The following is a 23257-nucleotide window of genomic DNA, read 5'->3' on the forward strand; positions in this document are numbered from 1 at the left end:
TGCGCGACTACCTGGACTGACGTTGTGTCCGGCGCCGCCCGCCGAGTCACGCCTGCGCGGACCAGCCGAGCCCCGGCACCTCGGCGATCGGGGGGAAGGCACCGTCGCGTCCCGGGCGGTAGTCCGTGACACGCATTACCGCCCGCAACGGAAGCGGACCGTACAAATGCGGGAACACCATGGCCGTCGGATCCGTTGATACACCGGGCTCCCAACGAACAGGCGAATCCAGCAGCCCAGCGTCGATGTGCAGCATGAGCAAGTCGGAACGACCGCGGTAGAGGCGGTTTGCCGGTAGATGTACCTGCTGCGGAGTCGACAAGTGGATGAAACCGGCACCCGCGTCGGTACTTTGCGGCAGGATCGCTCCCTGTTGGCAGGCGCGCGACCACTCGTCGGCACCGCACAAGTGGACCAGTGCGTCAGAAGTGAAGGTCACGGAAGGACACCTTAAAGAGCCTTCCCGGAACGCGTGGGGAACGGGTGAGAAACGACACACCCTGTAACGATCGGTGAACAACACGAAAATCCCCTACGTCTGAGACAGTAGGGAAACGCCAGAACGGAGAAGCCATGAACGCAACTCTGACCAGTCCATTGACCAGAGCTGACCGCTGTGACCGCTGCGGCGCCGCAGCCCGCGTCCGTGCCACGCTGCCTTCCGGAGCAGAACTCCTGTTCTGCCAACACCACGCCAACGAGCATGAATCGAAACTGGTCGAGTTGGCCGCCGTGCTGGAGTTCAGCGAACGCTAGCCCAACGTCGACTCGCCCGCGTCGAATGTGGGCCGCGGGCGCAGTTTTCGGTAATGCTGGACTTGTATGAGTGATCAGGTCCCTAAACCGTCCCGCCACCACGTCTGGCGAATCTCTCTGCGAACTATCGCGAAGAGTTGGGAAGATTCCATCTTTTCCGAGTCCGCGCAGGCTGGCTTCTGGTCGGCGCTGTCCCTACCGCCGCTGCTGCTGGGAATGCTGGGCAGTCTGGCCTACGTCGCGCCTCTGTTCGGCCCGGACATGCTGCCCAGTATCGAGCGGCAGGTGATCACGACGGCCCACACCGTCTTCTCCCGTAGCGTGGTCAACGAGATCATCGAACCCACCATGCGCGACATCACCAACGGCGCGCGGGGAGAGGTGGTGTCGCTGGGTTTCGTGATCTCCCTGTGGGCGGGCTCCTCGGCGATCTCGGCGTTCGTCGATTCCGTGGTAGAAGCCCATGACCAGACGCCGTTGCGCCACCCGGTGCGCCAGCGCTTCTTCGCACTGTTCCTGTACCTGATGATGCTCGTGGTCGTTGTGTCGACGGCGCCGCTACTGGTGGTGGGACCGCGCAAGATCGGAGAACAGATCCCGGTCACCCTGGCCAACACATTGCGTTTCGGCTACTACCCGGCGCTCGCGCTCGCGCTCATGGTCGGGATCATGATCTTGTACCGGGTGGCGCTGCCGGTGCCGCTGCCGTCGCACCGGCTGATCCTGGGAGCGGGACTGGCCACTGCGGTGTTCGTGATCGCCACCCTGGGCCTGCGGATCTACCTGAGTTGGATCACCCGCACCGGATACACCTACGGCGCTCTGTCCACGCCTATCGCGTTTCTGCTGTTCGCCTTTTTCGGCGGTTTCGCAATCATGTTCGGCGCCGAAGTCAATGCCGCCGTCCAAGAGGAGTTCCCGGCACCCGAGACGCATGCCCACCGGCTGCGCACTTGGCTGATGTCACGCATGCGTGCACTGAAGTCGGCCGATTCGCCTGCGTACCCGACGATGCCGAAGCGCGACGTCGCTACGGTCGAACCGCCGGCATGATCAGCTTTTCTTGAGCTGCTCGTAGATTTTCTTGCAGTCCGGACACACCGGCGATCCTGGTTTGGCCGCCCGCGTCACCGGAAAAACCTCGCCGCACAAGGCGACCACATGACTGCCCATCACGGCGCTCTCGGCGATCTTGTCCTTCTTGACGTAGTGAAAGTACCGGGGGGTGTCACCCCCGGTCCCGTCGTCGACGCGTTCGTCGGTCTCGGTACGTTCGATCGTCTGCGTCTGCATACCTGACGTCTCCATGACTGACATCTCCATGACTGACATTGTGCACTCCCGGTGGCCTGGCGAAACCGGCCGAGCCGGAATCGCCGACATGTGGGACAGTGGAGGAATGAAGCGCGGCTCCGATCCGGGGTCCGGAGACAGGTTTGATGACGAGGGCTCGCCCATCCTCATCACCGCCGCCGCACCCTCCTACGACGAACAGCATCGCGCGCGGGTGCGTAAGTATCTGGCGCTGATGGCTTTCCGAATACCGGCGCTGATCCTGGCCGCCGTCGCCTACGGCGCCTGGCACAACGGCCTGATCTCGCTGGCGATCGTGGCGGTATCGTTGCCGCTGCCGTGGATGGCTGTGTTGATCGCCAACGACCGCCCGCCACGGCGCCGCGACGAGCCCCGGCGGTTCGAGGCCGCCCCGCCGCGCACGCCGCTGTTCCCGACTGCGGAGCGTCCCGCTCTCGAACCACGGCGCGACCCGCAGCCGCAGCCCGGTTCACACACCGCGCACTGGCACAGCTGACACGCGTCTTCCGGGTGCGTTGCCGCCTGCCGCACTTCTCAGGACTTTCTCAGGTCGAAGGCGCATTTCTGCACGTCATGGCGTGTGAGATCACACATCGACGGGAACTCTCCAACCCTGTGTGTCGTTAACCCATACGACAGCTCAAGCCGATCAGGAGGTCGCTATGGCGAACGCCGCCCCCAGCAGGATCGAAGGCGATCTAGATGCTCAAAGTCCCGCAGCTGACCTGGTGCGCGTCTATCTGAACGGCATCGGCAAGACCGCGTTGCTGAATGCGGCGGACGAAGTTGAACTGGCCAAGCGCATCGAAGCCGGCCTCTACGCCGAGCACCTGCTGGAAACCCGTAAGCGCCTCGGCGAGAGCCGCAAACGCGACTTGGCGGCTGTCGTGCGTGACGGCCAGGCGGCGCGCCGGCACCTGCTGGAAGCGAACCTGCGGCTGGTGGTGTCGCTGGCCAAGCGCTACACGGGCCGGGGCATGCCCTTGCTCGACCTGATCCAGGAGGGCAACCTGGGTCTGATCCGGGCGATGGAGAAGTTCGACTACGCCAAGGGGTTCAAGTTCTCCACGTATGCCACCTGGTGGATCCGCCAGGCCATCACCCGTGGCATGGCCGACCAGAGCCGGACCATCCGCCTGCCGGTTCACTTGGTCGAGCAGGTCAACAAGCTGGCTCGGATCAAGCGGGAGATGCACCAGAACCTGGGACGCGAGGCCAGCGACGAGGAGCTCGCCGCTGAATCGGGCATCCCGGTCGAGAAGATCAACGACCTGCTCGAGCACAGCCGCGACCCGGTGAGCCTGGACATGCCGGTTGGCTCCGAGGAAGAGGCGCCGCTGGGAGACTTCATCGAGGACGCCGAAGCGATGTCCGCGGAGAACGCGGTGATCGCCGAGTTGCTGCACACCGACATCCGCAGTGTTTTGTCCACCCTCGACGAGCGTGAGCATCAGGTCATCAGACTGCGGTTCGGTCTCGATGACGGCCAACCACGCACCCTGGACCAGATTGGCAAACTGTTCGGTCTTTCCCGCGAACGGGTTCGCCAGATCGAGCGTGACGTGATGTCGAAGCTGCGTAACGGCGAACGCGCCGACCGCCTCCGGTCGTACGCGAGCTGACGTTGCCGGCACGTCGCCGGTCGACGCCACCACCAGAGCCAGGTAGCAGAGCAGTAGGCCCGCCGCGTGTGCAGTCGCCATACTGGTCGCCGGGGAAGCGTTGCATCCATTCGCGCAGCCGGCCCAGTAGACTCGGCGTCATTGGAGGGTGCTGAATGAACGACCTGGTTGATACCACCGAGATGTACCTGCGGACCATCTATGACCTCGAGGAAGAGGGAGTCACTCCCCTTCGTGCCAGGATCGCCGAGCGCCTCGATCAGAGCGGCCCGACCGTCAGCCAGACCGTTTCCCGCATGGAACGCGACGGCCTGCTCCACGTCGCCGTCGACCGCCACCTGGAGCTCACCGACAAGGGACGCGCCCTGGCCGTTTCGGTGATGCGTAAGCACCGCCTCGCCGAACGTCTGCTCGTCGACGTCATCGGATTGCCGTGGGAAGAAGTGCACGCCGAGGCATGCCGCTGGGAGCACGTGATCAGCGAGGACGTCGAACGGCGGTTGGTGAAAGTGCTCAACCACCCGACCACCTCACCGTTCGGCAACCCCATTCCGGGTCTTCTGGATCTGGGCATGGGTTCGGGCTTCAGCGCCGAGGAGGCCAACCTGGTCCGCTTGACCGAGCTGCCCGGAGGGTCTCCGGTGGCGGTGGTGGTGCGCCAGCTGACCGAGCACGTGCAAGGCGACATCGATTTGATCAGCCGGCTGAAGGACGCCGGCGTCGTGCCCAACGCCCGGGTGATCGTCGAGAACGGTCAGGCCGGGGTGGCCATCGTGATACCCGGTCACGAGAACGTCACCCTGCCTCACGAAATGGCGCACGCGGTCAAGGTCGAGAAAGTCTGACCCGCTACCCTGCGCACCGGCCGAACGGCCGGCGTGGCGGCAGCCGCACACCGAGGCGCTCGGCCAGACGGTAACCGGTGAGCGCGAGTTCCCGGATGTGCTCGGGCCGAACCCCGGACTGCAACGCCGTGTCCAACATCCCCGCCATCCGGTGCTCGGGATCGCATCGCAGCGCGGCCTCCAGCGACACGCCCGTGAGCGGCCCGTCACCGCGGGCGTAGGCGCTGAACGCGAGCAACACGAGCGCTTCGACGCGCCACGGCGGCGGCAACGTGCGGGCCAGCAGCGCCCACAACGACTCCGCCTCCCCGGCGCGCTCGCCGACCGCCAGCGCGTACAGCGGGTCGCGCACTTGCACGTCGGTCAGCGCGCAGCCCAGCCGCGCCAACGCGGTCTCGGGCAGCGGACGGCCGTCGGCGACTCGGGCGGCGGCGGCCAACGCGCATTCCACGTCCTGGCGGCTGAGGCCGGTCGGATCGTCGCGATGCGCCACTTCTCGGGAAACCGCCTCCCGGCCGAGCAGTTCGGCCAACGCACCGGTGTGCTGCGGGTCCTTGATGGCGATGACGGCCTGCAGGTCGGCGCGCCGCGGATAGAGCCGCCGCCCGTCGAGCACGGCGGCCGCGGCCAGCGGGGATGCCGACGGATCGTCGACGGCGCCGCCCGCACCGCAGCCGTCGACACAGTGCCAGCGCCCGCCCGCGGCCACCCGGTCTACGACGTGCGCGGCCCACAGCTCAATGTTGTTTTCCGACAACGCTTCTGTGAGTACCGCGCACAGGCGCCGGTATTCCTCATTACATCCCGGACAACGAGCGCCGGCCTCGGCCACGACGACTGCGATCGCGGCCTCGGGTTCGGCCGCGGCCGCGACTTCGGCCAGGTGCGCGATCCGGTCGGCGAGCTTCTCGGTGAGGTCGACCCGAAGCACCGACCCCAGTTGGCCGCCGTCCAGCGACACCAGTACGAGTGAATTCTCCGGGACGAAGCCGAGCACGGCCGGCAGTGCCGCGATCAGTGCCCCGGGGCGACTCAGTTCGAAATCCGCGTGATTCGTCGTCATGAGTCTCAACGTTGGCGGTCCCCACCGTCAGCCGGCGCGCGCGCGGACCGGCGCAACGTTCCTCCTGTGCATGGAGTCGGCACTGTGGGTGGCGCTGTCCTAGTGTCTAGCCCATGGCGTCCACGCGCGAGTACGACGTGGTAGTCATCGGTTCGGGTCCCGGCGGGCAGAAGGCCGCCATCGCCTCAGCCAAGCTGGGTAAGTCGGTCGCGGTGATCGAACGGGGCCGCATGCTCGGCGGGGTATGCGTCAACACCGGGACAATCCCGTCAAAAACGTTGCGCGAGGCGGTGCTGTACCTCACCGGAATGAACCAGCGCGAACTGTACGGTGCGAGCTACCGCGTCAAGGACCGGATCACCCCGGCCGACCTGCTGGCACGCACCCAGCACGTGATCGGCAAGGAGGTCGACGTGGTGCGCGACCAATTTATCCGCAACCGCATCGACCTGCTGGTCGGCCACGCCCGATTCGTCGACCCGCACACCGTTCTCGTCGATGTCACGCCCGCCGCGAAAAGATCACGATCACAGGCGATTACGTCATCATCGCCACGGGCACCCGGCCGGCGCGACCTTCGGGGGTCGAGTTCGACGAGGACCGGGTGCTCGACTCCGACGGGATCCTCGACCTCACGTCGCTGCCCGCCTCGATGGTCGTGGTGGGTGCGGGGGTGATAGACATCGAGTACGCCTCGATGTTCGCCGCCCTGGGCACCAAGGTCACCGTCGTGGAGAAGCGTGACGACATGCTCGACTTCTGCGACCCCGAGATCATCGAGGCGCCCAAATTCCACCTGCGCGACCTGGCGGTGACATTCCGGTTCGGCGAGGAGGTGACCGCGGTCGACGTCGGTTCGGCGGGCACGATCACCACACTGGCCAGCGGCAAGCAGATCCCCGCCGAAACGGCCATGTACTCCGCCGGACGCCAGGGGCAGACCGACCACCTCGATCTGCACAACGCCGGCCTCGAAGTGGAAAGCCGCGGGCGGATTCTCGTCGACGACATGTTCCGGACCAAGGTGCCCCACATCTACGCCGACGGCGACGTCATCGGGCTCCCCACGCTGGCCGCCACGCTCCATGGAACAGGGCAGGCTGGCCGCCTACCACGCGTTCGGTGAGCCGGCGGAGGGGCTGACCGAACTGCAGCCGCAGCCGATCGGCATCTATTCGATTCCCGAGGTGTCCTACGTGGGGGCCACCGAGATCGAGCTCACCAACAACGCAATCCCCTACGAGGTCGGGGTGGCCCGGTACCGTGAGCTGGCGCGCGGGCAGATCGCCGGCGACTCCTACGGGATGCTCAAACTGCTGGTGTCCACCGAGGACCTCACGCTGCTCGGGGTGCACGTCTTGGGCACCAGCGCCACCGAGATGGTGCACATCGGGCAGGCCGTGATGGGCTGCGGCTGCACCGTGGAGCACCTGGCCGACGCGGTGTTCAACTACCCCACATTCTCCGAGCCCTATAAGGTCGCCGCGCTCGACGTGATGAACAAGGTGCGGGCCCTCAACCAATTCCGCCGCTGATCGGACCGTCGCGCTAGCAGGAGTCGGCCACACCGTTCGGGACGGTATCGCCGGGACCGCCGGCTTCGGCGCGAGCCAGCAGTTGGGCGACTCGCTGGTCGAACGGCGCCGAGTACGAGACGTCCTCGGCGCACCCACCACCTTCCAAGCCACCGGTGAGCCCGGTGATCGTCGTGCCGCTGACCCACGGTCCGCCGCTGGTGCCGGCGACCAGACCTTCGCACACCACCGACGGGTAACCACTCTCGCTGACCTGGGTGCTGGTCTGACAGCCCACCGGCGTACCGCCGATCCCGGACGGATACCCCAGCACCGTGACGTCGCTGCCGGGAGCGGGCATCTGACCCAGTTTCAGCGCCAGACCGACATGCGACTCGACCGACCCGCCGCCACCCTGATTTCTGACCCGCATGACCGCATAGTCGGCGTGCGGGTCCTTGGCGGCGGTCCAGCGCGGGTCGAGATAGACGGTATCGGCTGTCCAGAGGTCGCTAGGCGCGGCGTCGCCGGCGAATCCGGGCGCAAAGGTGATCTGCGAACCGCCGGCCAGGCAGTGCGCCGCGGTCATCACCAGGTCCCCGGCCGCCGAGTGCACCACCGATCCCGTGCACACGTGCAAGGTGCCGCCGTCGAGGAAGATCGGCCCCACGCGCAGGTCCGGGTCCACCGGCGCGGCGAGTGCCGCGCGTGTGGGCTTGGTGAGCCGTTCCACGGGCTCGCTGGCCCGCTGCGACGGAACCCGCGGGGCCGAGACATGCTCCGCGGGCCGGCCGCAGGACGTCGACAGCATGGCCAGGCCGACCACCCAACAGAGCACTCTCCGGGAGATTCGCATCGGCTCCCATCATGCCCGACCGGCGCCCGGCGGCCAGATCGCACCGGGCCCGGGGATGAGGCCGACGCGTTTTCGCGTTCGAACAGACAGACGCACACACGTGCCCTGTTCAATAACCCTGTTCCGCCATTGGTGCCCCGTGAGTGGTGGGACACGAGAGGATGTGGGGGACACTACAGGGGGCGCTGCTCAAGCAGCTCCCGAAAGGAGGCAACCCGAATGGCACACCGCCATGACGCGGACGACGAGTACTACCAGCCCGAACAGTCGGGCATGTACGAGCTCGAGTTCCCGGCGCCGCAGTTGCTGACGTCCGACGGCCGGGGACCGGTTCTGGTACACGCGTTGCAGGGCTTCTCCGACGCCGGTCACGCGATACGGCTCGCGTCCACCCACCTCAAGGCGGCCCTGGACACCGAACTGGTCGCATCCTTCGCGATCGACGAACTGCTGGACTACCGCTCGCGGCGCCCGCTGATGACCTTCAAAACCGATCACTTCACCAACTATGACGACCCGGAGTTGAGCTTGTACGCGCTGCGCGACTGCGTCGGCACGCCGTTTCTGTTGTTGGCCGGCATGGAGCCGGACCTGAAATGGGAGCGTTTCATCACCGCGGTGCGGATGCTCGCCGAAAGGCTGGGCGTGCGGCGGACCATCGGCCTGGGCACCGTCCCCATGGCGGTTCCGCACACCCGCCCGATCACGCTGACCGCGCATTCCAACAACGGAGAGCTGATCGCCGATTTCCAACCGTGGATCGCCGAGATCCAGGTCCCGGGCAGTGCGTCCAACCTGCTCGAGTACCGGATGGCCCAGCACGGCCACGAGGTGGTCGGCTTCACCGTGCACGTCCCGCACTACCTGACGCAGACGGACTACCCCGCAGCGGCACAGGTGCTGCTTGAGCAGGTGGCCAAGAGCGGGTCGTTGGAACTGCCGCTGTCGGCGCTGTCGGAGGCGGCGGGAGAAATCCGCGCCAAGATCGACGAGCAGGTCCAGGCGAGCGCGGAAGTGGCTCAAGTGGTGGCCGCACTCGAGCGCCAGTACGATGCCTTCATCGACGCACAGGAGAACAGATCGTTACTGGCTCGCGACGAAGAGCTGCCCAGCGGCGAGGAGATCGGCGCGGAGTTCGAGCGATTTTTGGCCCAGCAGGCCGAGAAGAAGTACGACGACGACGACACGGCATGAGCGCCTTCGAGTGACGCGAAACGCCACCACGGCCCCACAACACGGCCCCACAACAAGGCCCCACAACAAGGCCCCACAACAAGGGTGTAGATGACCGAGCGGCAGCGCAGGAACAATCTTCGCTCGGTGCGGGAAGTGCGGACACCGAGACTGGAGTTCCGCACGATTCATGGATACCGCAGGGCCTACCGCATCGCGGGCTCGGGGCCGGCGGTCCTGCTGGTCCACGGCATCGGTGACAACTCCACAACCTGGAACACCGTGCAGGCCAAGCTGGCTCAGCGATTCACCGTCATCGCCCCTGATCTACTGGGGCACGGGCAATCTGACAAGCCGCGCGCCGACTACTCCATCGCCGCGTACGCCAACGGGATACGCGACCTGCTCAGTGTGCTCGACATCGAGCGGGTGACCATCATCGGTCATTCCCTCGGTGGCGGGGTGGCGATGCAATTCGCCTACCAGTTCCCGCATTTGGTGGAGCGCCTCATTCTTGTGGCAGCCGGCGGCGTCACCAAGGATGTCAATCTCGTATTGCGGTGGGCGTCGCTGCCGATGGGCAGCGAAGCACTCGCGCTGCTGCGGCTGCCCCTGGTACTGCCGGCGGTGCAGGTCGTCGGCCGCGTGCTGGGCGCGGCCTTCGGGAACACCGGCCTGGGCCGGGACCTGCCCAGCGTGCTGCGAATCCTCGACGACCTCCCGGAGCCCACCGCCTCGGCGGCGTTCAGTCGGACCCTGCGCGCGGTGGTGGATTGGCGCGGCCAGATCGTCACCATGCTGGACCGGTGCTATCTGACCGAAGCCATCCCCGTCCAGATAATCTGGGGCGCAAAAGATGTCGTCGTTCCCGTGCGCCATGCGCGGATGGCGCACGCGGCTATGCCGGGCTCGCGGCTGGAGATCTTCGAGGGTTCCGGACACTTCACGTTTCACGACGACCCGGCCCGCTTCATCGACGTCGTGCAGCGCTTCATCGACACCACCGAACCCGGCGAATACGACCAAGCCGCCCTTGGCCAACTGCTCCGCTCCGGCGGTGGGGAGAAGGCGGTCACCGGCCCGGCCCACACCCGCGTCGCGGTGCTGAACGCCATGGGCAACGACGAGCGCAGCGCGACCTGATCCTCAGACCGAACGACAGGGGCCCATGGCCATCGGCGGCGGCCGCCGGCGGCATCGGCGAATGTTCAGTCTTTCCTGTGCAGCACCGCGGCCAGATGATGCTGCAGGGGTTGCCCGACGGCACCCATCTGCACCGAGTACGACAACTCATTGCCGTCGACGCGGAAGGAGCGGCCGAGCGCAGTCACCTCTTTGGCGGTCGGGGACAGCCCGATCGACGTGGCGGACAACGCGAATTCGATCACGCCGCCGCGTGCGGAATACGTGCCCACCTCGATTTCCGTGATGCCGGTCGGATGTGCCAGAACAAGCTCGATGTGGCCCGGTCGCGGCACGCGAAGGTAACCCGTCTCACTGTGTAAGGGCCTGCCGTCAGCCACCGCCCCGGTCTTCTGCGCGTACGCCAGAAATGGCTTCCCCACATGGGAGAACACGACTTCCTCGAAATATTCGAAAGGCTCGATCGTCGGGTACTCGCCCGCCCCCCGACCAGCCCAGTTGCCGAGCAGTGGTGCGAAGGCCTCGAGATCGGGATGCAACTCAGGGACCATGGCAGCTACCCTAACGCGGGTCTCCGGAGCCGGCTCGCCAGCTCTACGTCGGCACCTTGCGCTGCGCGCGCAGCAGCTCGATCTCACGCTCGAAATCTTCCGCGGACTCGAAGGACCGGTAGACCGACGCAAACCGTAGGTACGCCACTTCGTCGAGTTGGCGCAACGGTCCCAGGATGGCCAGGCCGACCTCGTGGCTGGGGACCTCCGGGGACCCCGCCGCGCGTACGGTTTCTTCCACCTGCTGAGCCAGAAGGTTGAGCGCGTCGTCGTCGACCTGCCGACCCTGACACGCCCTGCGTACCCCGCTGACCACTTTCTCCCTACTGAACGCCTCGGTGACACCGCTGCGCTTGACTACGGCCAGCACCGCCGTCTCGACCGTGGTGAAACGCCGTCCACACTCGGGACACGACCGGCGTCGACGAATGGCCTGACCCTCGTCGGTTTCCCGCGAATCGATCACCCGGGAATCGGGATGACGGCAGAACGGACAGTGCATCACCGCTCCTTCGCCGCGCTCCCGGACATCGCAGGACACCCAGATCGTACCCGCGCGGGCTGCCCGCGGGGCGATCCCGGCAGTACAGCGGCCGCCGTACTGCGGCAGGGACGCGGTCAGCCCACCGGTGCGATCAGCGGCTGACCCGCGACCAGCGCCGGGGAGTTCAGGTCGTTGAGTGCGCGGATGCGTTCGGCCACCTGGCGAACCGGTGCGTCGGGCGCCACCCGGTGTGCGACGTCTTGCAGCGACTCCCCCGGTTCGACCCGGACGACGGCGAGCCTGTCGGGCACCGGGGCCGCCGAACCCGCGGAGTCGCCGTTGACGGCCTGCCCCACATCGGCGATGAGCCCGAGCCACAAGGTGATCAGCCCGGCGGCCACGGCCAGGACCGCAGTCTTCGCCCACGTGACGGAGCGTTTGCGGTGGGGCGCGACGGACATCGCGACGCCGGAACCGCGGTACCGCGGCGTGGCGCCCGCCGGACCGAACTGGCCGGGTCCGCGCGACCCGGGCGCGCGGAGTCGCCCGTGGCGAGGGTCCCGGACCGGCCCGTTTACCGGGCGCCGAACGCTGCTGGGTCGCGGCGAGACTGAGTGAATGATTGTCATCTGCGTTCCTCCGGTGCACTGATTCTCGCTCGTGTGTTCGACACTATCGCTCGTGTGTTCGATTGGCGAACATTTGAGCGAAGCGTGTCGAACGAGCCGAACGCTAGACCGCCCCACCGACAGACCGCGCCACCGACAGACGGCCCCCTCGCAAGACGGCGCTGGAGCATCGGCCAACGGGGACATGCCTGTCCAATACCCGATCGGCCGAAGAGTTACACCTTTGTCATTCGACCCGGCGTGACAGCCGAAGAGGCGCTGCATGGGCGCCAACACGCCAGTCGACAGGCCAGTCAACACGCCAGTCGACACGCCAGTCGAACACATGTTTGATTCCCGGCCTGCGTCCGGCTACATTCATTGCCATGAGTGACAGCAAAGACGCCTCCGCCGGTGGTTCATCGCTGACCGAGCGGCAGCGCACTATCCTCAACGTGATCCGCGCGTCGGTCACCAGTCGCGGCTATCCCCCGAGCATCAGGGAAATCGGCGACGCAGTCGGTCTGACGTCGACTTCCTCGGTCGCCCACCAGCTGCGCACCCTCGAGCGCAAGGGGTACCTGCGCCGCGATCCCAACCGTCCCCGCGCCGTCGACGTCCGCGGCGCGGACGAAACCACGGCCCCAGCGCCCGCCACCGAGGTGGCGGGATCGGACGCCCTGCCGGAACCCACCTTCGTCCCCGTCCTCGGACGCATCGCGGCGGGCGGGCCGATTCTCGCCGAGGAGGCCGTCGAAGACATCTTCCCGCTGCCCCGCGAGCTGGTCGGCGAGGGCACGCTGTTCATGCTCAAGGTCGTCGGCGACTCCATGGTCGAAGCAGCGATCTGCGACGGCGACTGGGTGGTCGTGCGACAGCAGCACGTCGCCGACAACGGCGACATCGTCGCCGCGATGCTCGACGGCGAGGCCACGGTGAAGACGTTCAAGCGCGCCGGCGGTCAGATATGGCTGATGCCGCACAATCCGGCGTTCGACCCCATTCCCGGCAACGACGCGACCGTGCTGGGCAAGGTCGTCACCGTGATCCGCAAGATCTGACCCGGGTAGAACCAGAACGGCCGGCCCTAGTCGGCCTTGATGAAACCGTTGGCCTGCGCGACTTGTTCGCTGGACAGCCAGATTTCGGCGAGCGTGTCCTGATAAAGAGCGCTGCCGGGCGTGTAGTAGAGGCCGAAACGGGCGCTGGCCTTGATCGGATACCCGTCGGGCATCTGGTACGGATCGTCCAGTGGGAGGTGAATCGTCGGACGCCCCGCCACGCTCGGCCCCACACTGGCGGCGTGCGCCGCCAACGGCGACGTCCGTTCGGTGTCGACAGCCGCATGCCGCCCGCTTCGCGCTTCCCCTGCGGCCACGGCTTCATCCGGTACGGCTGCCCCGGAGAAGTCGGGGGCCACCGTTCCGGATGCGGCCCTAGAGTGGCCGGCATCGTTGGCACCCGAGGCATCGGAGTATTCGCCCTCCGGCGCCAGCTCCAGGTACTCCCCGTACATCCCGCCATCGTGCTGCGGGATGTCCTCCGGCGCCAACTCGGCGTAGCCGGATTCCAGCTCGTCGAGATAACCCTCTTCCTCCTCGAGTTCCTCCTCGATGTCGGGATAACCGGCCTCTGACACGGCGGCCTCGGTAACCACGGGAATCGAGTCGGTGTCCACCGTATCGGGATTTTCCTCCTCCACGCCGAACGTGCTCTCGAAGCCATCCCCGCCCTGCCCCGGTCGGGATTGCGCTTCGCCGCCGTAGCCGCGGCGCGGCGCAATGTCCTCGCCGGCGAGCGCGACGTCAGTCCCGCGCCCCCAGCTGAACCGGTGAGCGGGCTCGGCGTCCGCAGAATGTTCCTCGAAGGCCTGCAGGTCACCGTCGTGACCCCAGATCTCGTCGGCAGCGTGGCTGTGCCCGACGCCCGCATCGGGCTCGGCCCCGCCGACGACGGTGTCGCGGCGGGCGCGGACCCGGCGCACGCGGGCGCCCCCCCACGCCAGCGCCGCGACAAGCAACAGCGCCGCGGCGCCGCCCAGTATCCACCACCATTGCTGCCAGGCCGGCGTCTTGGTGTGGGGTGGCATCGCCACGGCACTCGGCTGGTCGTGGCCCGCTATCTGCAGCCCGCCCAGCAGGGGGGCCAGGTTCGAGGGGTCGGTGGTGAACACGTTCTTCGCGCGGTTCCACGAGATCGTGCCGCCCGCGAATTTCTGCGAGACCACGTCGCCGTCCACGGCCTGGTCCCCGACCGGCGCGCCCAGCTTTCCGCCGGGACCGCGTAGCTTGTCCCACGCGGCCTTCATGGCTCCGCTCACCACGAACGCGCCGTGGTCGGCGGTCCAGAAGATCACCGGTTTGCCGGCCGCGGCGAAAATACAGATCCGGCTCGAAGGTATGCCGCCGTCGGACTCGTTGGCGACAGGGAATCCCAAGTCGCTGCCCGCGGGGCCGCCCAGGGACTCGTACTTGGCCAGGATGTCGCTGTCCACGGCGTTTGCGCCCGTCGCCGGGCTGAAGTACACCTTCCCGCCGGCGAAGTTCTGGGCGATCCCGTCACCGCCGACGGAATACTGGCCACCTTGCTTGGCGCCCAGCTGACCGTTGACTCCCCCGGCCGCGCGCCAGGCCATGTTGATGGCCGCGGTCGGGTCGATCGGCACCTGCAGGCCCTTCAACTGGTCGGCGAGTGCCGCCGGCTCGGTCGTGAACTCCTTGGTTTCGCGGTTCCACGAGACCTGGCCGCCGCTGAACTTCTGCGAGGCGAACTCGCCGTCGTAGTTCTCGTCGGTGACTGGCACCCCCAGGACGCCGCCCGAGCTGCCGAGCTTGTCCCAGGCGGCGTTCATCGCGCCGCGCACGACGAAAGCACCGTGGTCGGCCGTCCAGAAGATCACCGGCTTGTCGCTGGCCGCGAAGGTGCTCACGCGGCTGTCCGGCCCGGCGAGCCCAGGCACTTCGTTGATGGTCGGGAAGCCCAGGTCGCTACCGGCCGGACCGCCCAGCGACTCGTATTTTTCCAGGATCGGCCCGTAGGCGTACTTGGCGCCGGTGGCCGGGGTGTAGAACATCTTGCCGTCGTCGAACTCCAGCGCGAATCCGTCCCCGACGGTGTAGACATCCCCCTTCCGCGCACCCAACGGCGACGTGTCGCCCCCGGCCTTCTCCCAGGCGTCCATCATGGCCGCCTCGGCGTCGCCGATCGGGCTCGCGACCCCCGCAGGAGCCAGGAACACGGCTGCCAGTGCGGTGGTGACCAAGCCGGCCAAGGCGCCGACCAACGCGCGCCCGACCAGCCTGTGCATGTGACCTCTCCGCCAGTTCACCAAGCCCTCCAGTCCACGAGGATGCGCCCATCTGTGGCCATGCCCATATCCCGCGACCCTATGAACGGAGGGTCATCCCACCGACGGGCCGTACCCTCGCGACGATCCGCATTTTCACCGGGCCCGCACCACATTGCTCCAATCGACAAGAAATGCGAACTCAATTCAGGGATATTACAAAAATGGATACCGCATCGATGTGGAAATGATGCCGAACGACGCGCGCGTCGCAACGAACTGTGCCGCCGCATGCGCGGCGTCTGGATCACTGTGGCGCCCACCGGGGCATTCGTCGGACCCTGTCCGTCCTGATGACGTCGACGTCCGCCCATCAGCCCGAGCCCTCACCGGCATGTGCGACACGCATGCGTCGAAGGTACGTCAGACCGTGAACCGGCCGATATCTGACCGATGATCGGCGAATTTCGCGTCACTGACGTCGAATGACGTCGGCGCCGACGACGAGTCCGGTTGTACGGAATCGAGATCCGGGCTAGACCCCGAGACTTCGGCCGATGATCTCCTTCATGATCTCGGTCGTACCGCCGTAGATGGTTTGGACCCGGGCATCCAGATACGAACGTGCAACCGGATATTCGCGCATGTAGCCGTAGCCTCCGTGCAGCTGTAAACAACGGTCGATCAGGTGCACCTGCTTCTCGGTGGAATACCACTTGGCCATCGCGGCCTGTTCGGCTGTCAACTTCTCCTCCAGGTGCAGCCGCAAGAACTCGTCGACCATCATGCGTACCACGGTCGCCTCGGTGGCGAGCTCCGCCAAGACGAACCGGCTGTTCTGGAAACTTCCGATCGGCCTGCCGAATGCCTTCCGTTCCTTGGTGTATTGCAGCGTCTGTTCGAGCACCTGTTCCATCGCTGCGGCGGCCATGATGGCAATCGAGATGCGTTCCTGCGGCAGGTTCTGCATGAGGTAGATGAAACCCATGCCCTCCTCGCCGAGCAGGTTCTCGGCCGGCACCTTGACGTCGGTGAACGACAATTCGGCCGTGTCCTGAGCGTCCAGCCCTATCTTGTCAAGATGGCGGCCGCGTTCGAAGCCCTCCATGCCGCGCTCCACCACGAGCAGCGAAAAGCCTTGCGCGCCTTTGTCCGGATCCGTCTGCGCCACCACGATCACCAGGTCGGAGTTGATTCCGTTGGTGATGAAGGTTTTTGAGCCGTTGAGCACGTAGTGGTCGCCCTGCTTGACCGCGCGGGTCTTGATGCCCTGCAGGTCGCTGCCGGTACCCGGCTCGGTCATCGCGATGGCGGTGATCAACTCCCCGGTGCAGAACGTGGGCAGCCAGCGCTGCTTCTGCTGTTCGTCGGCCAGTGCCAGCAGGTAGGGCGCGACGATATCGTTGTGCAGGCTGAAACCGATTCCGCTGTAGCGCCCGGCGGTGGTCTCCTCGGTGATGATCGTGTTGTACCGGAAGTCGGGGTTGCCGCCGCCGCCGTACTCCTCGGGTACCGCCATCCCCAGGAAGCCCTGCTTGCCTGCCTCGAGCCAGACACCGCGGTCGACGATCTTGGCCCGCTCCCACTCGTCGTGGTGGGGGGCGACATGGCGGTCCAGGAAAGCCCGGTAGGACTCGCGGAACAATTCGTGTTCGGGCTCGAACAGCGTGCGTTGGTATCTGATGGCGCTACTCATGGACAACCTCCGGCGAACTGCGCGGCATGTGGGGACTCCGCCGACCAAGATATACCAACCACCCGGTTGGTCGGTGGGCGGTGGTTGGTCACCGGGCGCTGAATTCCCGCAAGGTGGCGGCCAGCGCAGCCGGAACCCGGGCCGTGATCCGGGTGCCGTCGCCTTTGTGCTCCTCGTGCTGAACCCGCCCCTCGGAATGCAGGCGCGACACCAGGTCACCCCGGTGGTAGGGAATGACCACGTCCACGGCGATGTCGGTGGGGGCGGCGAGTTGGGCCATCCGCTGCCACAGCGTGTCGATACCGTCGCCGGTGCGCGCGGACACGAACACCGCGCCGGGCAGGGCGTGACGGAGTTTCGCCAGGGCCAGGTCGCCGGCCGCGTCGATCTTGTTGACCACCAGCAACTCTGGCGGCGGTTGGGCATCGTGGTCGCCCCGGTGGTCGGTGACGACGTCGGAGATGACCTGACGAACCGCGTCGATCTGGGCCAGCGGGGTGGCATCGGAGCCGTCGACAACGTGCACCAACAGGTCAGAGTCGACGACCTCCTCCAGCGTGGAGCGGAACGCCTCGATCAGTTGGGTGGGCAGGTGCCGGACGAACCCCACCGTGTCGGTGAGCACGACCGCCCGCCCGTCGGGTAGTTCCGCGCGCCGGGTGGTGGGTTCCAGGGTGGCGAACAAGGCGTCCTGAACCAGGACCCCGGCCCCGGTCAACGCGTTGAGCAGGCTGGACTTGCCGGCGTTGGTGTACCCGACGATGGCGACCGACGGCATGTCGCTGCGCAGGCGCCGGCTGCGCTGGGTGTCGCGAACCTGTTTCATGTCCCTGATCTCGCGGCGCAGCCTGGCCATGCGTTCGCGGATGCGCCGGCGGTCGGTCTCGATCTTGGTCTCACCGGGACCGCGCAGACCCACCCCGCCGCCGCTGCCGCCGGCGCGGCCCCCGGCCTGCCGCGACATCGACTCACCCCAGCCGCGCAGCCTCGGCAGCATGTATTCCATCTGGGCCAGCGACACCTGTGCTTTGCCCTCCCGGCTGGTGGCGTGCTGGGCGAAGATGTCCAGGATCAGCGCGGTGCGGTCGATGACCTTGACCTTCACCGCCTTTTCCAGAGCGGTCAGCTGCGCCGGGGACAGCTCGCCGTCACAGATGACCGTGTCGGCGCCGGTGGCCGTCACCACCGCGCGCAGCTCGGCCGCCTTGCCCGAGCCGATGTAGGTCGACGGGTCGGGCCGGTCGCGGCGCTGGATGAGCCCTTCGAGCACCTGGGAGCCCGCGGTTTCGGCCAGCGCCGCCAGTTCGGCCATGCTGGCCTGGTTGTCGGCGGCACTGCCCTCGGTCCACACGCCGACCAGCACCACGCGTTCCAGCCGTAGCCGGCGGTATTCGACCTCGGAGACGTCGGCCAGCTCGGTCGACAGCCCGGCGACGCGGCGCAGCGCCGAGCGGTCCTCGAGGGCGAGTTCGCCGACGCTGGGACCCTGATGAGGAAACTGGGGATGTGTCATAAGCAATGAGCCATAGTGCACACCCGATAGGCGTCGTGCGTCCGAATCAACACTGTTGCGCGCTCCACCATTCCTCGCTGATTTCCCCACGAGCGACCAGCACCGAGGGCCCGCGCACATAGCTGGTGGCGTCGGTGATGGTGACGGCGACGTCGCCACCGGGCACCCGCACGGTGAGCCTTCCGGTCTCGGCGCCCATTTCGGCCAGCGCGGCGACCGCGGCCGCGACCGTCCCGGTACCACATGAGCGGGTTTCGCCCACCCCGCGCTCGTGGACCCGCATCCGCACCATCCCGTCCTCCGGGGCGGTGAGCACCTCGATGTTGACGCCCTCCGGAAACTGGGCGGGGTCGTAGCTGACCGGCCCGGCGACGTCGAGCACGGCCAGCTCGCCGACGCCCAGCCGCGGGTCCAGGCAGGCCAGATGCGGGTTGCCGACGTCGACCGCCACACCGCTGAACCGCCGGCCGCCCACGACGGCGTCCCCGCCGCCGAGCCGGTTGGCCTTGCCCATGTCGACGGTGACATCGGCATGTGCCGCATCGGCGTGGTGCAGCGTGACCGGCCGGGCGCCGGCCAGGGAGCCGACGACGAACTCCCCCCGGGACTCCAGGCCGCTGACCCGCAGGTAATGGGCGAACACCCGCACGCCGTTGCCGCACATCTGCGCGACCGACCCGTCGGCGTTGCGGTAGTCCATGTACCAGTCGGCCGCCCCGACCCCGTCGGGCAGGCGTTCGATCACACCGGCCGCCACGGCAGCCGCGGCGGTGGTGATGCGCAGCACCCCGTCGGCGCCCACTCCGCGGCGGCGGTCGCACAGCGCGGCCACTGCGGCCGCGGTGAGCGTCAGCGCGGCGTCCACGTCGGGCAGCAGCACGAAGTCGTTCTCGGTGCCGTGACCCTTGGCGAAGATCACGCGCGGCACCCCTTGGCGTCTTGGTCGTCGGCGCGGATCACCAGTTCAGGGTACTTGCCGCCACGCCCGCAACGCGGCGTCCGCCAGGCCGGCGACGCCCCCGGCGGCGTCGAGCCAGCGCACCCGGTGGTCCCGACGGAACCAGGAACGCTGCCGTCGCACGTAGCGGCGGGTCCCGACGAACGTCTGCTCCCGCGCATCGCGCAGCTCCGCGACTCCCCCACCGGCATCGAGCGCCGCGAGGACCTGAACGTAGCCCAGGGCGCGCGCGGCGGTCACCCCGTCGCGCAGACCCGCGCGCAGCAGGGTGCGCACCTCCTCGACCAGGCCCTGGTCGAACATCGCGTCGGTCCGCAGCGCCAGCCGTTCATCCAGAAGAGTTGTGTCACAGTCTAATCCGATGATGACGGTGTCCCAGCGCGGAGTGCCGATGCGCGGCGCGGACGCGGCGAACGGTTTCCCGGTGAGCTCGACGACTTCCAGCGCCCGCACGATGCGCCGCCCATCGGTGGGCAGGATCGCCGCGGCCGCCGCCGGGTCCCGGCGGGCCAGCTCCCCGTGCAGCCCGCCCGGCCCGAGCTCGGCCAGGCGTTGTTCCCAGCGCGCCCGCACCCGCGGGTCGGTGACGGGAAACGACCAGTCATCGAGCAGCGACTGGACGTAGAGCATCGAACCGCCCACGATGAGCGGCACCGCACCGCGGGCCGCAATCGCTTCGACGTCGGAGGCGGCGGCGGCCTGATAGCGGGCGACGGTGGCGGTTTGCGTCACGTCGAGGACGTCGAGTTGATGATGGGGAACGCCGCGACGCTCCTCGACGGGCACCTTGGCAGTGCCGATGTCCATGCCGCGGTAAAGCTGCATCGCATCGGCGTTGACGATTTCGGCGCCGAGCCCGGCGCCCAGCCGCTCGGCGACCTCGAGCGCCAGCTGCGACTTCCCGGTGCCGGTGGGTCCGATGATCGCGAGCGGTCGCATCGCCGGGCTCACGGCTGCCAGACGCCCACGAAGTAGCCCACCCCGAACGGCGCGCCCCGGTAGAGCTCCTGGGCCGCACGCGGCCCCGCACCGACCAGCCCGGCCAGCACACCGAAGACGACCCGACCCAGGATCGGCGGCGGCAGCCGGGTCAGGGCTGCGACGTCGCCGTCGGCCAGCGCGTCGTCGAGCACCCGCTGCGCCTCCGCGTCGCCCGGTTTGTAGCCGCCGGGGGCCGCCGGCGTCAGGGTGTTCGCACCGTCGGCCACGACCAGCACACCGACCGGATCGGAGGTCGCGTCGATCTCGGCGCGCAGTTGTCCGCCGTGCGTCAGCGCGGTGTCCACGTCGCGGTCACCGCGGTAGACACGAACCTGCGCGCAGGCGTCGGGCCGCGCCCGACCCCGCAGCCATCCGGCCAGCAGCGCGCACAGGGGGAAAGCGCCCGGCGTCGCGCCGTCGTCACCGGGGCTCAGCCGGACCCGCACGTCAGAGCCGAACCCCGCGAACGTGCCGACACCATCGGGTCCCAGCACGTCGTCGTCGTCGCCCGGGCCGATGACCGCCCAGCGGGGCGGCAGCACTGCGGCGGCGGCCGCTGCGGCAGCGGCCAGATCAGACACCTCGGCGGCGGCCCCTCCGGCGAGTTCGGGAACGAGCAGGGGCGTGGAAGGAACGATTGAGATGGCCGTCAACACGCCACCAAAACTAACGTCTCGACGAGCCTGCGCCGGACAAACTGTCGGCCAGACCCGGCTAGGCCGGGGTTTCGGCCGCGACGCCCCCTTCCGCGGGCTGCCCGGCTGCACCGGAGTCACCGCCGGCCAGCAGCCTTCCCAACGGTCCGCGTCGAGCCGCACCAATGCCGTCACCAAAGCCGTCACCAATGCCGTCGCGGCCAGTCTGGGCGACCATCGTGGCTGCCTCGCCCCGGGCCAGCGCCACAGTCCCGATGACCACCACCGACACCGCCGCGATCAGCACCAACGCCTTGGGGCCGTCCGAGTTCAGCGTCTCACCCAGCACGAAGACTCCGAGCATGGCTGCCACCACGGGCTTCGCCACGGTCATCGTCGGCATCGACGCGGTCAGCGCGCCGGCCCGGAACGCCGACTGCTGAAAGATCATCCCGGCCAGGGCGGCCAGAATCCACGGCACGAACTCCGGCGAGGTCAGCACGCCGACCAGGCTGTGCTCGCTGATCTCCACGATCCCCTTGGTCAACACCGCAAACAATGCCAGCGACGAACCCGCCACCAGGGCAAGCAACACGGCCGCGAACGGTCCGCCCGACCAGGTCCGCGCCGCGAGCACACACGCCACCAGCAGGGGGAACATCACCGCACCGACGATTATCCAGGCCGCGGTCGTGGCGCGCTGCCGACCTGCCGCCGGGTCACCGACGATGATGACCACCGCAAGGGCGCCGGCCAGGATCGCCGCCCACATCCACTCCCAGCGGGTCACCCGGCGGCCGGTCAGGCGCGCGTAGATCGGCAGCGCGAACAGCAGCGCCGTCACCTGCAACGCCGTGACCAACACCACAGAGCCCCACGCCAGGGCCCCGGCCTGCAGACTGTAGTTGACGATCGCCGCCAGTCCGCCCAGCCACCACCGGGTATCGCGCAACGACATGCGGAACAGCTGCAGATGACCGACCTGCTGGTCGGTGATCTCCTGCGCCGAGCGTTGCCTGATGACGTCGCCGACCGCGGAGGCCATCGCCGCACATACAGCCAGCAACGCCGCCACATCGACTTTGGACATGGACGACCCCTTACCTCAAACCGTTCCCACCAGTGTTGTCCCGGCGGCTGCGGATACGCCAACTGTTTGGTACCGGTTCGCCTACGACTGGGTGACAAGGCGCGGCTATGCGGGTTGACCGACCCGGCTGCGCATCTTCTGCTCGACCTTCTTGTCTGTGGCGACCGCGTCGATCCGCGCGAGCTCGAAGGTGGCGGCCGTCATCACCAGCGCGGCCACCGCCAGCGCGATCATCCCGGCGGGACCGGTGTTCAGGGTCTCGCCGAGGACGGCGACACCCAGCACCGCAGCCACCACCGGCTGCGACACCTCGAGGGTCGGCATCGACGCGGTCAGGGAACCGGCCCGGAACGCCGACTGCTCCCAGGCGAAGCCGCCCAGTGCGAGCACCACCCAGGCGTAGGGCTCGGGTGTGCCGAACATCGCCCACCCAGTCTCGCCGAGCCGATGAACCACGCTCTTGGTGAGCACCGCGAAAATCCCCCACAGGGCACCCGAGACGAAGGCGAACAGCGCAGCGGCCGCCGCACCGCCGCGGATGCGGGCGGCCACGACGCACCCGGCCAGCACCGGCACGACCACCACTGCCACCCCGGCCCAGGTCTGCGGCGACGCGTGGGGATGGCCGGCCCGCGGATTGCCGACGGTGACGATCACCACCACCGCGGCGGTCAGCAACGCGGCCCACAGCCACTGCTGTCCGGTCACCCTGCGGTCGTCCAACCGTGCGCTCACCGGCAGCGCGAACAACAACGAGAGCACGAGCAGCGCCTGCACCAGCAGCACCGAGCCCTCGTCCAGCGCCGCGGCCTGCAACGCGATGCCGACCAGGAGCAGCAGGGCTCCCCAGCGCCATCGACGGTTGCGCAGCAGTTTTGCCAACAACTCCGCAAGGCCGACCGAGCTGTCGGCGATCCGGTGTGTGGCCCGTTGTTGCAGTACGTCGCCGACCGCCACGCACAGCGCCGAACCCAGCGCGAACAGGGCGGCGACATCCACCTTCGTCATGAACGGTTTCTCCGTCGTGTCGTGAGGGGACATGAACAGATATCTTCGATCCCCTCCACTGTTGCACAATCTCGGTGTCCGGGCGGTGACGGCAAGGTGGCGGCATGCAGCCCGGCAAGCTGTTTGAATACTGTGTTAACCGGTCACGAGGAGCTGGTGGA

General features: G+C 67.7%; 23 protein-coding genes and 1 pseudogene. 9 read left to right on the top strand and 15 right to left on the bottom strand.

Annotation, left to right across the window (positions count from 1 at the left end):
* Positions 1 to 46: 46 nt before the first annotated feature.
* Positions 47 to 439 carry a DUF952 domain-containing protein gene (locus tag ACOJVU_RS03305; protein ID WP_421528471.1) on the bottom strand — a complete coding sequence of 131 codons (393 nt, stop codon included), beginning with the start codon at positions 437 to 439 and terminating at the stop codon, positions 47 to 49.
* 134 nt (positions 440 to 573) lie between these two features.
* Here ACOJVU_RS03305 and ACOJVU_RS03310 point away from each other — a divergent pair, with 134 nt between their 5' ends.
* Complete coding sequence (locus ACOJVU_RS03310) at positions 574 to 756, top strand: DUF7455 domain-containing protein (protein ID WP_421528472.1); 183 nt, start codon at positions 574 to 576, stop codon at positions 754 to 756.
* A 66-nt stretch (positions 757 to 822) separates the two neighbouring features.
* Positions 823 to 1809, top strand: coding sequence for a YihY/virulence factor BrkB family protein (locus ACOJVU_RS03315; RefSeq protein WP_421528473.1), 987 nt, complete (start codon positions 823 to 825; stop codon positions 1807 to 1809).
* Here the strand turns inward: ACOJVU_RS03315 and ACOJVU_RS03320 are convergent, their stop codons facing one another.
* Entirely contained in the window at positions 1810 to 2049 is a 240-nt protein-coding gene (locus ACOJVU_RS03320) for a DUF3039 domain-containing protein (RefSeq protein WP_421528511.1), read from the bottom strand.
* A gap of 88 nt (positions 2050 to 2137) precedes the next feature.
* On the opposite strand from ACOJVU_RS03320, the gene ACOJVU_RS03325 reads away from it, so the two are divergent.
* The 3 genes from ACOJVU_RS03325 (at position 2138) to ACOJVU_RS03335 (ending at position 4537) form a co-directional block, all read left to right on the top strand.
* Entirely contained in the window at positions 2138 to 2566 is a 429-nt protein-coding gene (locus ACOJVU_RS03325) for a DUF3099 domain-containing protein (RefSeq protein ID WP_421528512.1), read from the top strand.
* A 121-nt stretch (positions 2567 to 2687) separates the two neighbouring features.
* On the top strand, positions 2688 to 3692 hold the full coding sequence (gene sigB, locus ACOJVU_RS03330) for a sigma-70 family RNA polymerase sigma factor SigB (protein ID WP_421528474.1): 1005 nt from the start codon (positions 2688 to 2690) through the stop codon (positions 3690 to 3692).
* A gap of 155 nt (positions 3693 to 3847) precedes the next feature.
* On the top strand, positions 3848 to 4537 hold the full coding sequence (locus ACOJVU_RS03335) for an iron dependent repressor, metal binding and dimerization domain protein (RefSeq protein WP_421528475.1): 690 nt from the start codon (positions 3848 to 3850) through the stop codon (positions 4535 to 4537).
* A 4-nt stretch (positions 4538 to 4541) separates the two neighbouring features.
* On the opposite strand, the gene ACOJVU_RS03340 is transcribed toward ACOJVU_RS03335, so the two are convergent.
* Positions 4542 to 5600, bottom strand: a complete 1059-nt coding sequence (locus tag ACOJVU_RS03340; RefSeq protein ID WP_421528476.1) for a DUF4192 domain-containing protein — start codon at positions 5598 to 5600, stop codon at positions 4542 to 4544.
* Positions 5601 to 5713: 113 nt separating this feature from the next.
* On the opposite strand from ACOJVU_RS03340, the pseudogene sthA reads away from it, so the two are divergent.
* Positions 5714 to 7135: pseudogene (gene sthA, locus ACOJVU_RS03345) on the top strand (Si-specific NAD(P)(+) transhydrogenase).
* Between the two features lie 13 nt (positions 7136 to 7148).
* Here sthA and ACOJVU_RS03350 read toward each other — a convergent pair.
* Positions 7149 to 7970, bottom strand: a complete 822-nt coding sequence (locus tag ACOJVU_RS03350; RefSeq protein ID WP_421528477.1) for a trypsin-like serine peptidase — start codon at positions 7968 to 7970, stop codon at positions 7149 to 7151.
* 219 nt (positions 7971 to 8189) lie between these two features.
* Between ACOJVU_RS03350 and ACOJVU_RS03355 the strand changes: the two genes are divergently transcribed.
* Positions 8190 to 9164, top strand: a complete 975-nt coding sequence (locus ACOJVU_RS03355; protein WP_421528478.1) for a proteasome assembly chaperone family protein — start codon at positions 8190 to 8192, stop codon at positions 9162 to 9164.
* Positions 9165 to 9254: 90 nt separating this feature from the next.
* Entirely contained in the window at positions 9255 to 10286 is a 1032-nt protein-coding gene (locus ACOJVU_RS03360) for an alpha/beta fold hydrolase (RefSeq protein WP_421528479.1), read from the top strand.
* 65 nt (positions 10287 to 10351) lie between these two features.
* Here the strand turns inward: ACOJVU_RS03360 and ACOJVU_RS03365 are convergent, their stop codons facing one another.
* The 3 genes from ACOJVU_RS03365 to ACOJVU_RS03375 all read right to left on the bottom strand — a co-directional run bounded on the left by ACOJVU_RS03365 (position 10352) and on the right by ACOJVU_RS03375 (position 11950).
* Positions 10352 to 10837: a peroxynitrite isomerase gene (locus ACOJVU_RS03365; RefSeq protein WP_421528480.1), complete on the bottom strand. Its 486-nt coding sequence runs from the start codon at positions 10835 to 10837 to the stop codon at positions 10352 to 10354.
* A 43-nt stretch (positions 10838 to 10880) separates the two neighbouring features.
* Entirely contained in the window at positions 10881 to 11339 is a 459-nt protein-coding gene (gene nrdR / locus ACOJVU_RS03370; RefSeq protein WP_421528481.1) for a transcriptional regulator NrdR, read from the bottom strand.
* A gap of 116 nt (positions 11340 to 11455) precedes the next feature.
* Entirely contained in the window at positions 11456 to 11950 is a 495-nt protein-coding gene (locus tag ACOJVU_RS03375) for a LysM peptidoglycan-binding domain-containing protein (protein ID WP_421528482.1), read from the bottom strand.
* 365 nt (positions 11951 to 12315) lie between these two features.
* Between ACOJVU_RS03375 and lexA the strand changes: the two genes are divergently transcribed.
* Complete coding sequence (lexA, locus tag ACOJVU_RS03380) at positions 12316 to 12990, top strand: transcriptional repressor LexA (protein WP_421528483.1); 675 nt, start codon at positions 12316 to 12318, stop codon at positions 12988 to 12990.
* Between the two features lie 26 nt (positions 12991 to 13016).
* Here the strand turns inward: lexA and ACOJVU_RS03385 are convergent, their stop codons facing one another.
* From ACOJVU_RS03385 to ACOJVU_RS03420, 8 genes are all read right to left on the bottom strand, one after another.
* A complete protein-coding gene (locus tag ACOJVU_RS03385) occupies positions 13017 to 15236 on the bottom strand; it encodes an LGFP repeat-containing protein (protein ID WP_421528484.1) in 2220 nt (739 codons plus the stop codon).
* Between the two features lie 514 nt (positions 15237 to 15750).
* Positions 15751 to 16911, bottom strand: a complete 1161-nt coding sequence (locus ACOJVU_RS03390) for an acyl-CoA dehydrogenase family protein (RefSeq protein ID WP_421528485.1) — start codon at positions 16909 to 16911, stop codon at positions 15751 to 15753.
* Positions 16912 to 16999: 88 nt separating this feature from the next.
* Positions 17000 to 18424: a GTPase HflX gene (gene hflX / locus ACOJVU_RS03395; protein ID WP_421528486.1), complete on the bottom strand. Its 1425-nt coding sequence runs from the start codon at positions 18422 to 18424 to the stop codon at positions 17000 to 17002.
* Between the two features lie 46 nt (positions 18425 to 18470).
* A complete protein-coding gene (dapF, locus tag ACOJVU_RS03400; protein ID WP_421528487.1) occupies positions 18471 to 19343 on the bottom strand; it encodes a diaminopimelate epimerase in 873 nt (290 codons plus the stop codon).
* 45 nt (positions 19344 to 19388) lie between these two features.
* Positions 19389 to 20321, bottom strand: coding sequence for a tRNA (adenosine(37)-N6)-dimethylallyltransferase MiaA (gene miaA, locus ACOJVU_RS03405; protein ID WP_421528488.1), 933 nt, complete (start codon positions 20319 to 20321; stop codon positions 19389 to 19391).
* Positions 20322 to 20329: 8 nt separating this feature from the next.
* On the bottom strand, positions 20330 to 21019 hold the full coding sequence (locus ACOJVU_RS03410) for a hypothetical protein (RefSeq protein WP_421528489.1): 690 nt from the start codon (positions 21017 to 21019) through the stop codon (positions 20330 to 20332).
* 58 nt (positions 21020 to 21077) lie between these two features.
* Positions 21078 to 22088 carry a DMT family transporter gene (locus ACOJVU_RS03415; protein ID WP_421528490.1) on the bottom strand — a complete coding sequence of 337 codons (1011 nt, stop codon included), beginning with the start codon at positions 22086 to 22088 and terminating at the stop codon, positions 21078 to 21080.
* Between the two features lie 105 nt (positions 22089 to 22193).
* On the bottom strand, positions 22194 to 23096 hold the full coding sequence (locus ACOJVU_RS03420) for a DMT family transporter (RefSeq protein WP_421528491.1): 903 nt from the start codon (positions 23094 to 23096) through the stop codon (positions 22194 to 22196).
* Between the last annotated feature and the right edge of the window lie 161 nt (positions 23097 to 23257).

Origin of the sequence: Mycobacterium sp. THU-M104 (genome assembly GCF_049197365.1) — a bacterium.
Taxonomy (GTDB): Bacteria; Actinomycetota; Actinomycetes; order Mycobacteriales; family Mycobacteriaceae; genus Mycobacterium.

What these genes read in the sequence shown, in the direction of transcription:
- ACOJVU_RS03310 (WP_421528472.1), top strand. Translation starts at nt 574, where the DNA reads ATGAACGCAACTCTGACCAGTCCATTGACCAGAGCTGACCGCTGTGAC.
- ACOJVU_RS03315 (WP_421528473.1), top strand. Translation starts at nt 823, where the DNA reads ATGAGTGATCAGGTCCCTAAACCGTCCCGCCACCACGTCTGGCGAATC.
- ACOJVU_RS03320 (WP_421528511.1), bottom strand. Translation starts at nt 2,049, where the DNA reads ATGCAGACGCAGACGATCGAACGTACCGAGACCGACGAACGCGTCGAC.
- ACOJVU_RS03325 (WP_421528512.1), top strand. Translation starts at nt 2,138, where the DNA reads ATGTGGGACAGTGGAGGAATGAAGCGCGGCTCCGATCCGGGGTCCGGA.
- ACOJVU_RS03335 (WP_421528475.1), top strand. Translation starts at nt 3,848, where the DNA reads ATGAACGACCTGGTTGATACCACCGAGATGTACCTGCGGACCATCTAT.
- ACOJVU_RS03340 (WP_421528476.1), bottom strand. Translation starts at nt 5,600, where the DNA reads ATGACGACGAATCACGCGGATTTCGAACTGAGTCGCCCCGGGGCACTG.
- ACOJVU_RS03350 (WP_421528477.1), bottom strand. Translation starts at nt 7,970, where the DNA reads ATGCGAATCTCCCGGAGAGTGCTCTGTTGGGTGGTCGGCCTGGCCATG.
- ACOJVU_RS03355 (WP_421528478.1), top strand. Translation starts at nt 8,190, where the DNA reads ATGGCACACCGCCATGACGCGGACGACGAGTACTACCAGCCCGAACAG.
- ACOJVU_RS03360 (WP_421528479.1), top strand. Translation starts at nt 9,255, where the DNA reads ATGACCGAGCGGCAGCGCAGGAACAATCTTCGCTCGGTGCGGGAAGTG.
- ACOJVU_RS03365 (WP_421528480.1), bottom strand. Translation starts at nt 10,837, where the DNA reads ATGGTCCCTGAGTTGCATCCCGATCTCGAGGCCTTCGCACCACTGCTC.
- nrdR (WP_421528481.1), bottom strand. Translation starts at nt 11,339, where the DNA reads ATGCACTGTCCGTTCTGCCGTCATCCCGATTCCCGGGTGATCGATTCG.
- ACOJVU_RS03375 (WP_421528482.1), bottom strand. Translation starts at nt 11,950, where the DNA reads ATGACAATCATTCACTCAGTCTCGCCGCGACCCAGCAGCGTTCGGCGC.
- lexA (WP_421528483.1), top strand. Translation starts at nt 12,316, where the DNA reads ATGAGTGACAGCAAAGACGCCTCCGCCGGTGGTTCATCGCTGACCGAG.
- ACOJVU_RS03385 (WP_421528484.1), bottom strand. Translation starts at nt 15,236, where the DNA reads ATGCACAGGCTGGTCGGGCGCGCGTTGGTCGGCGCCTTGGCCGGCTTG.
- ACOJVU_RS03390 (WP_421528485.1), bottom strand. Translation starts at nt 16,911, where the DNA reads ATGAGTAGCGCCATCAGATACCAACGCACGCTGTTCGAGCCCGAACAC.
- hflX (WP_421528486.1), bottom strand. Translation starts at nt 18,424, where the DNA reads ATGACACATCCCCAGTTTCCTCATCAGGGTCCCAGCGTCGGCGAACTC.
- miaA (WP_421528488.1), bottom strand. Translation starts at nt 20,321, where the DNA reads ATGCGACCGCTCGCGATCATCGGACCCACCGGCACCGGGAAGTCGCAG.
- ACOJVU_RS03415 (WP_421528490.1), bottom strand. Translation starts at nt 22,088, where the DNA reads ATGTCCAAAGTCGATGTGGCGGCGTTGCTGGCTGTATGTGCGGCGATG.
- ACOJVU_RS03420 (WP_421528491.1), bottom strand. Translation starts at nt 23,096, where the DNA reads ATGACGAAGGTGGATGTCGCCGCCCTGTTCGCGCTGGGTTCGGCGCTG.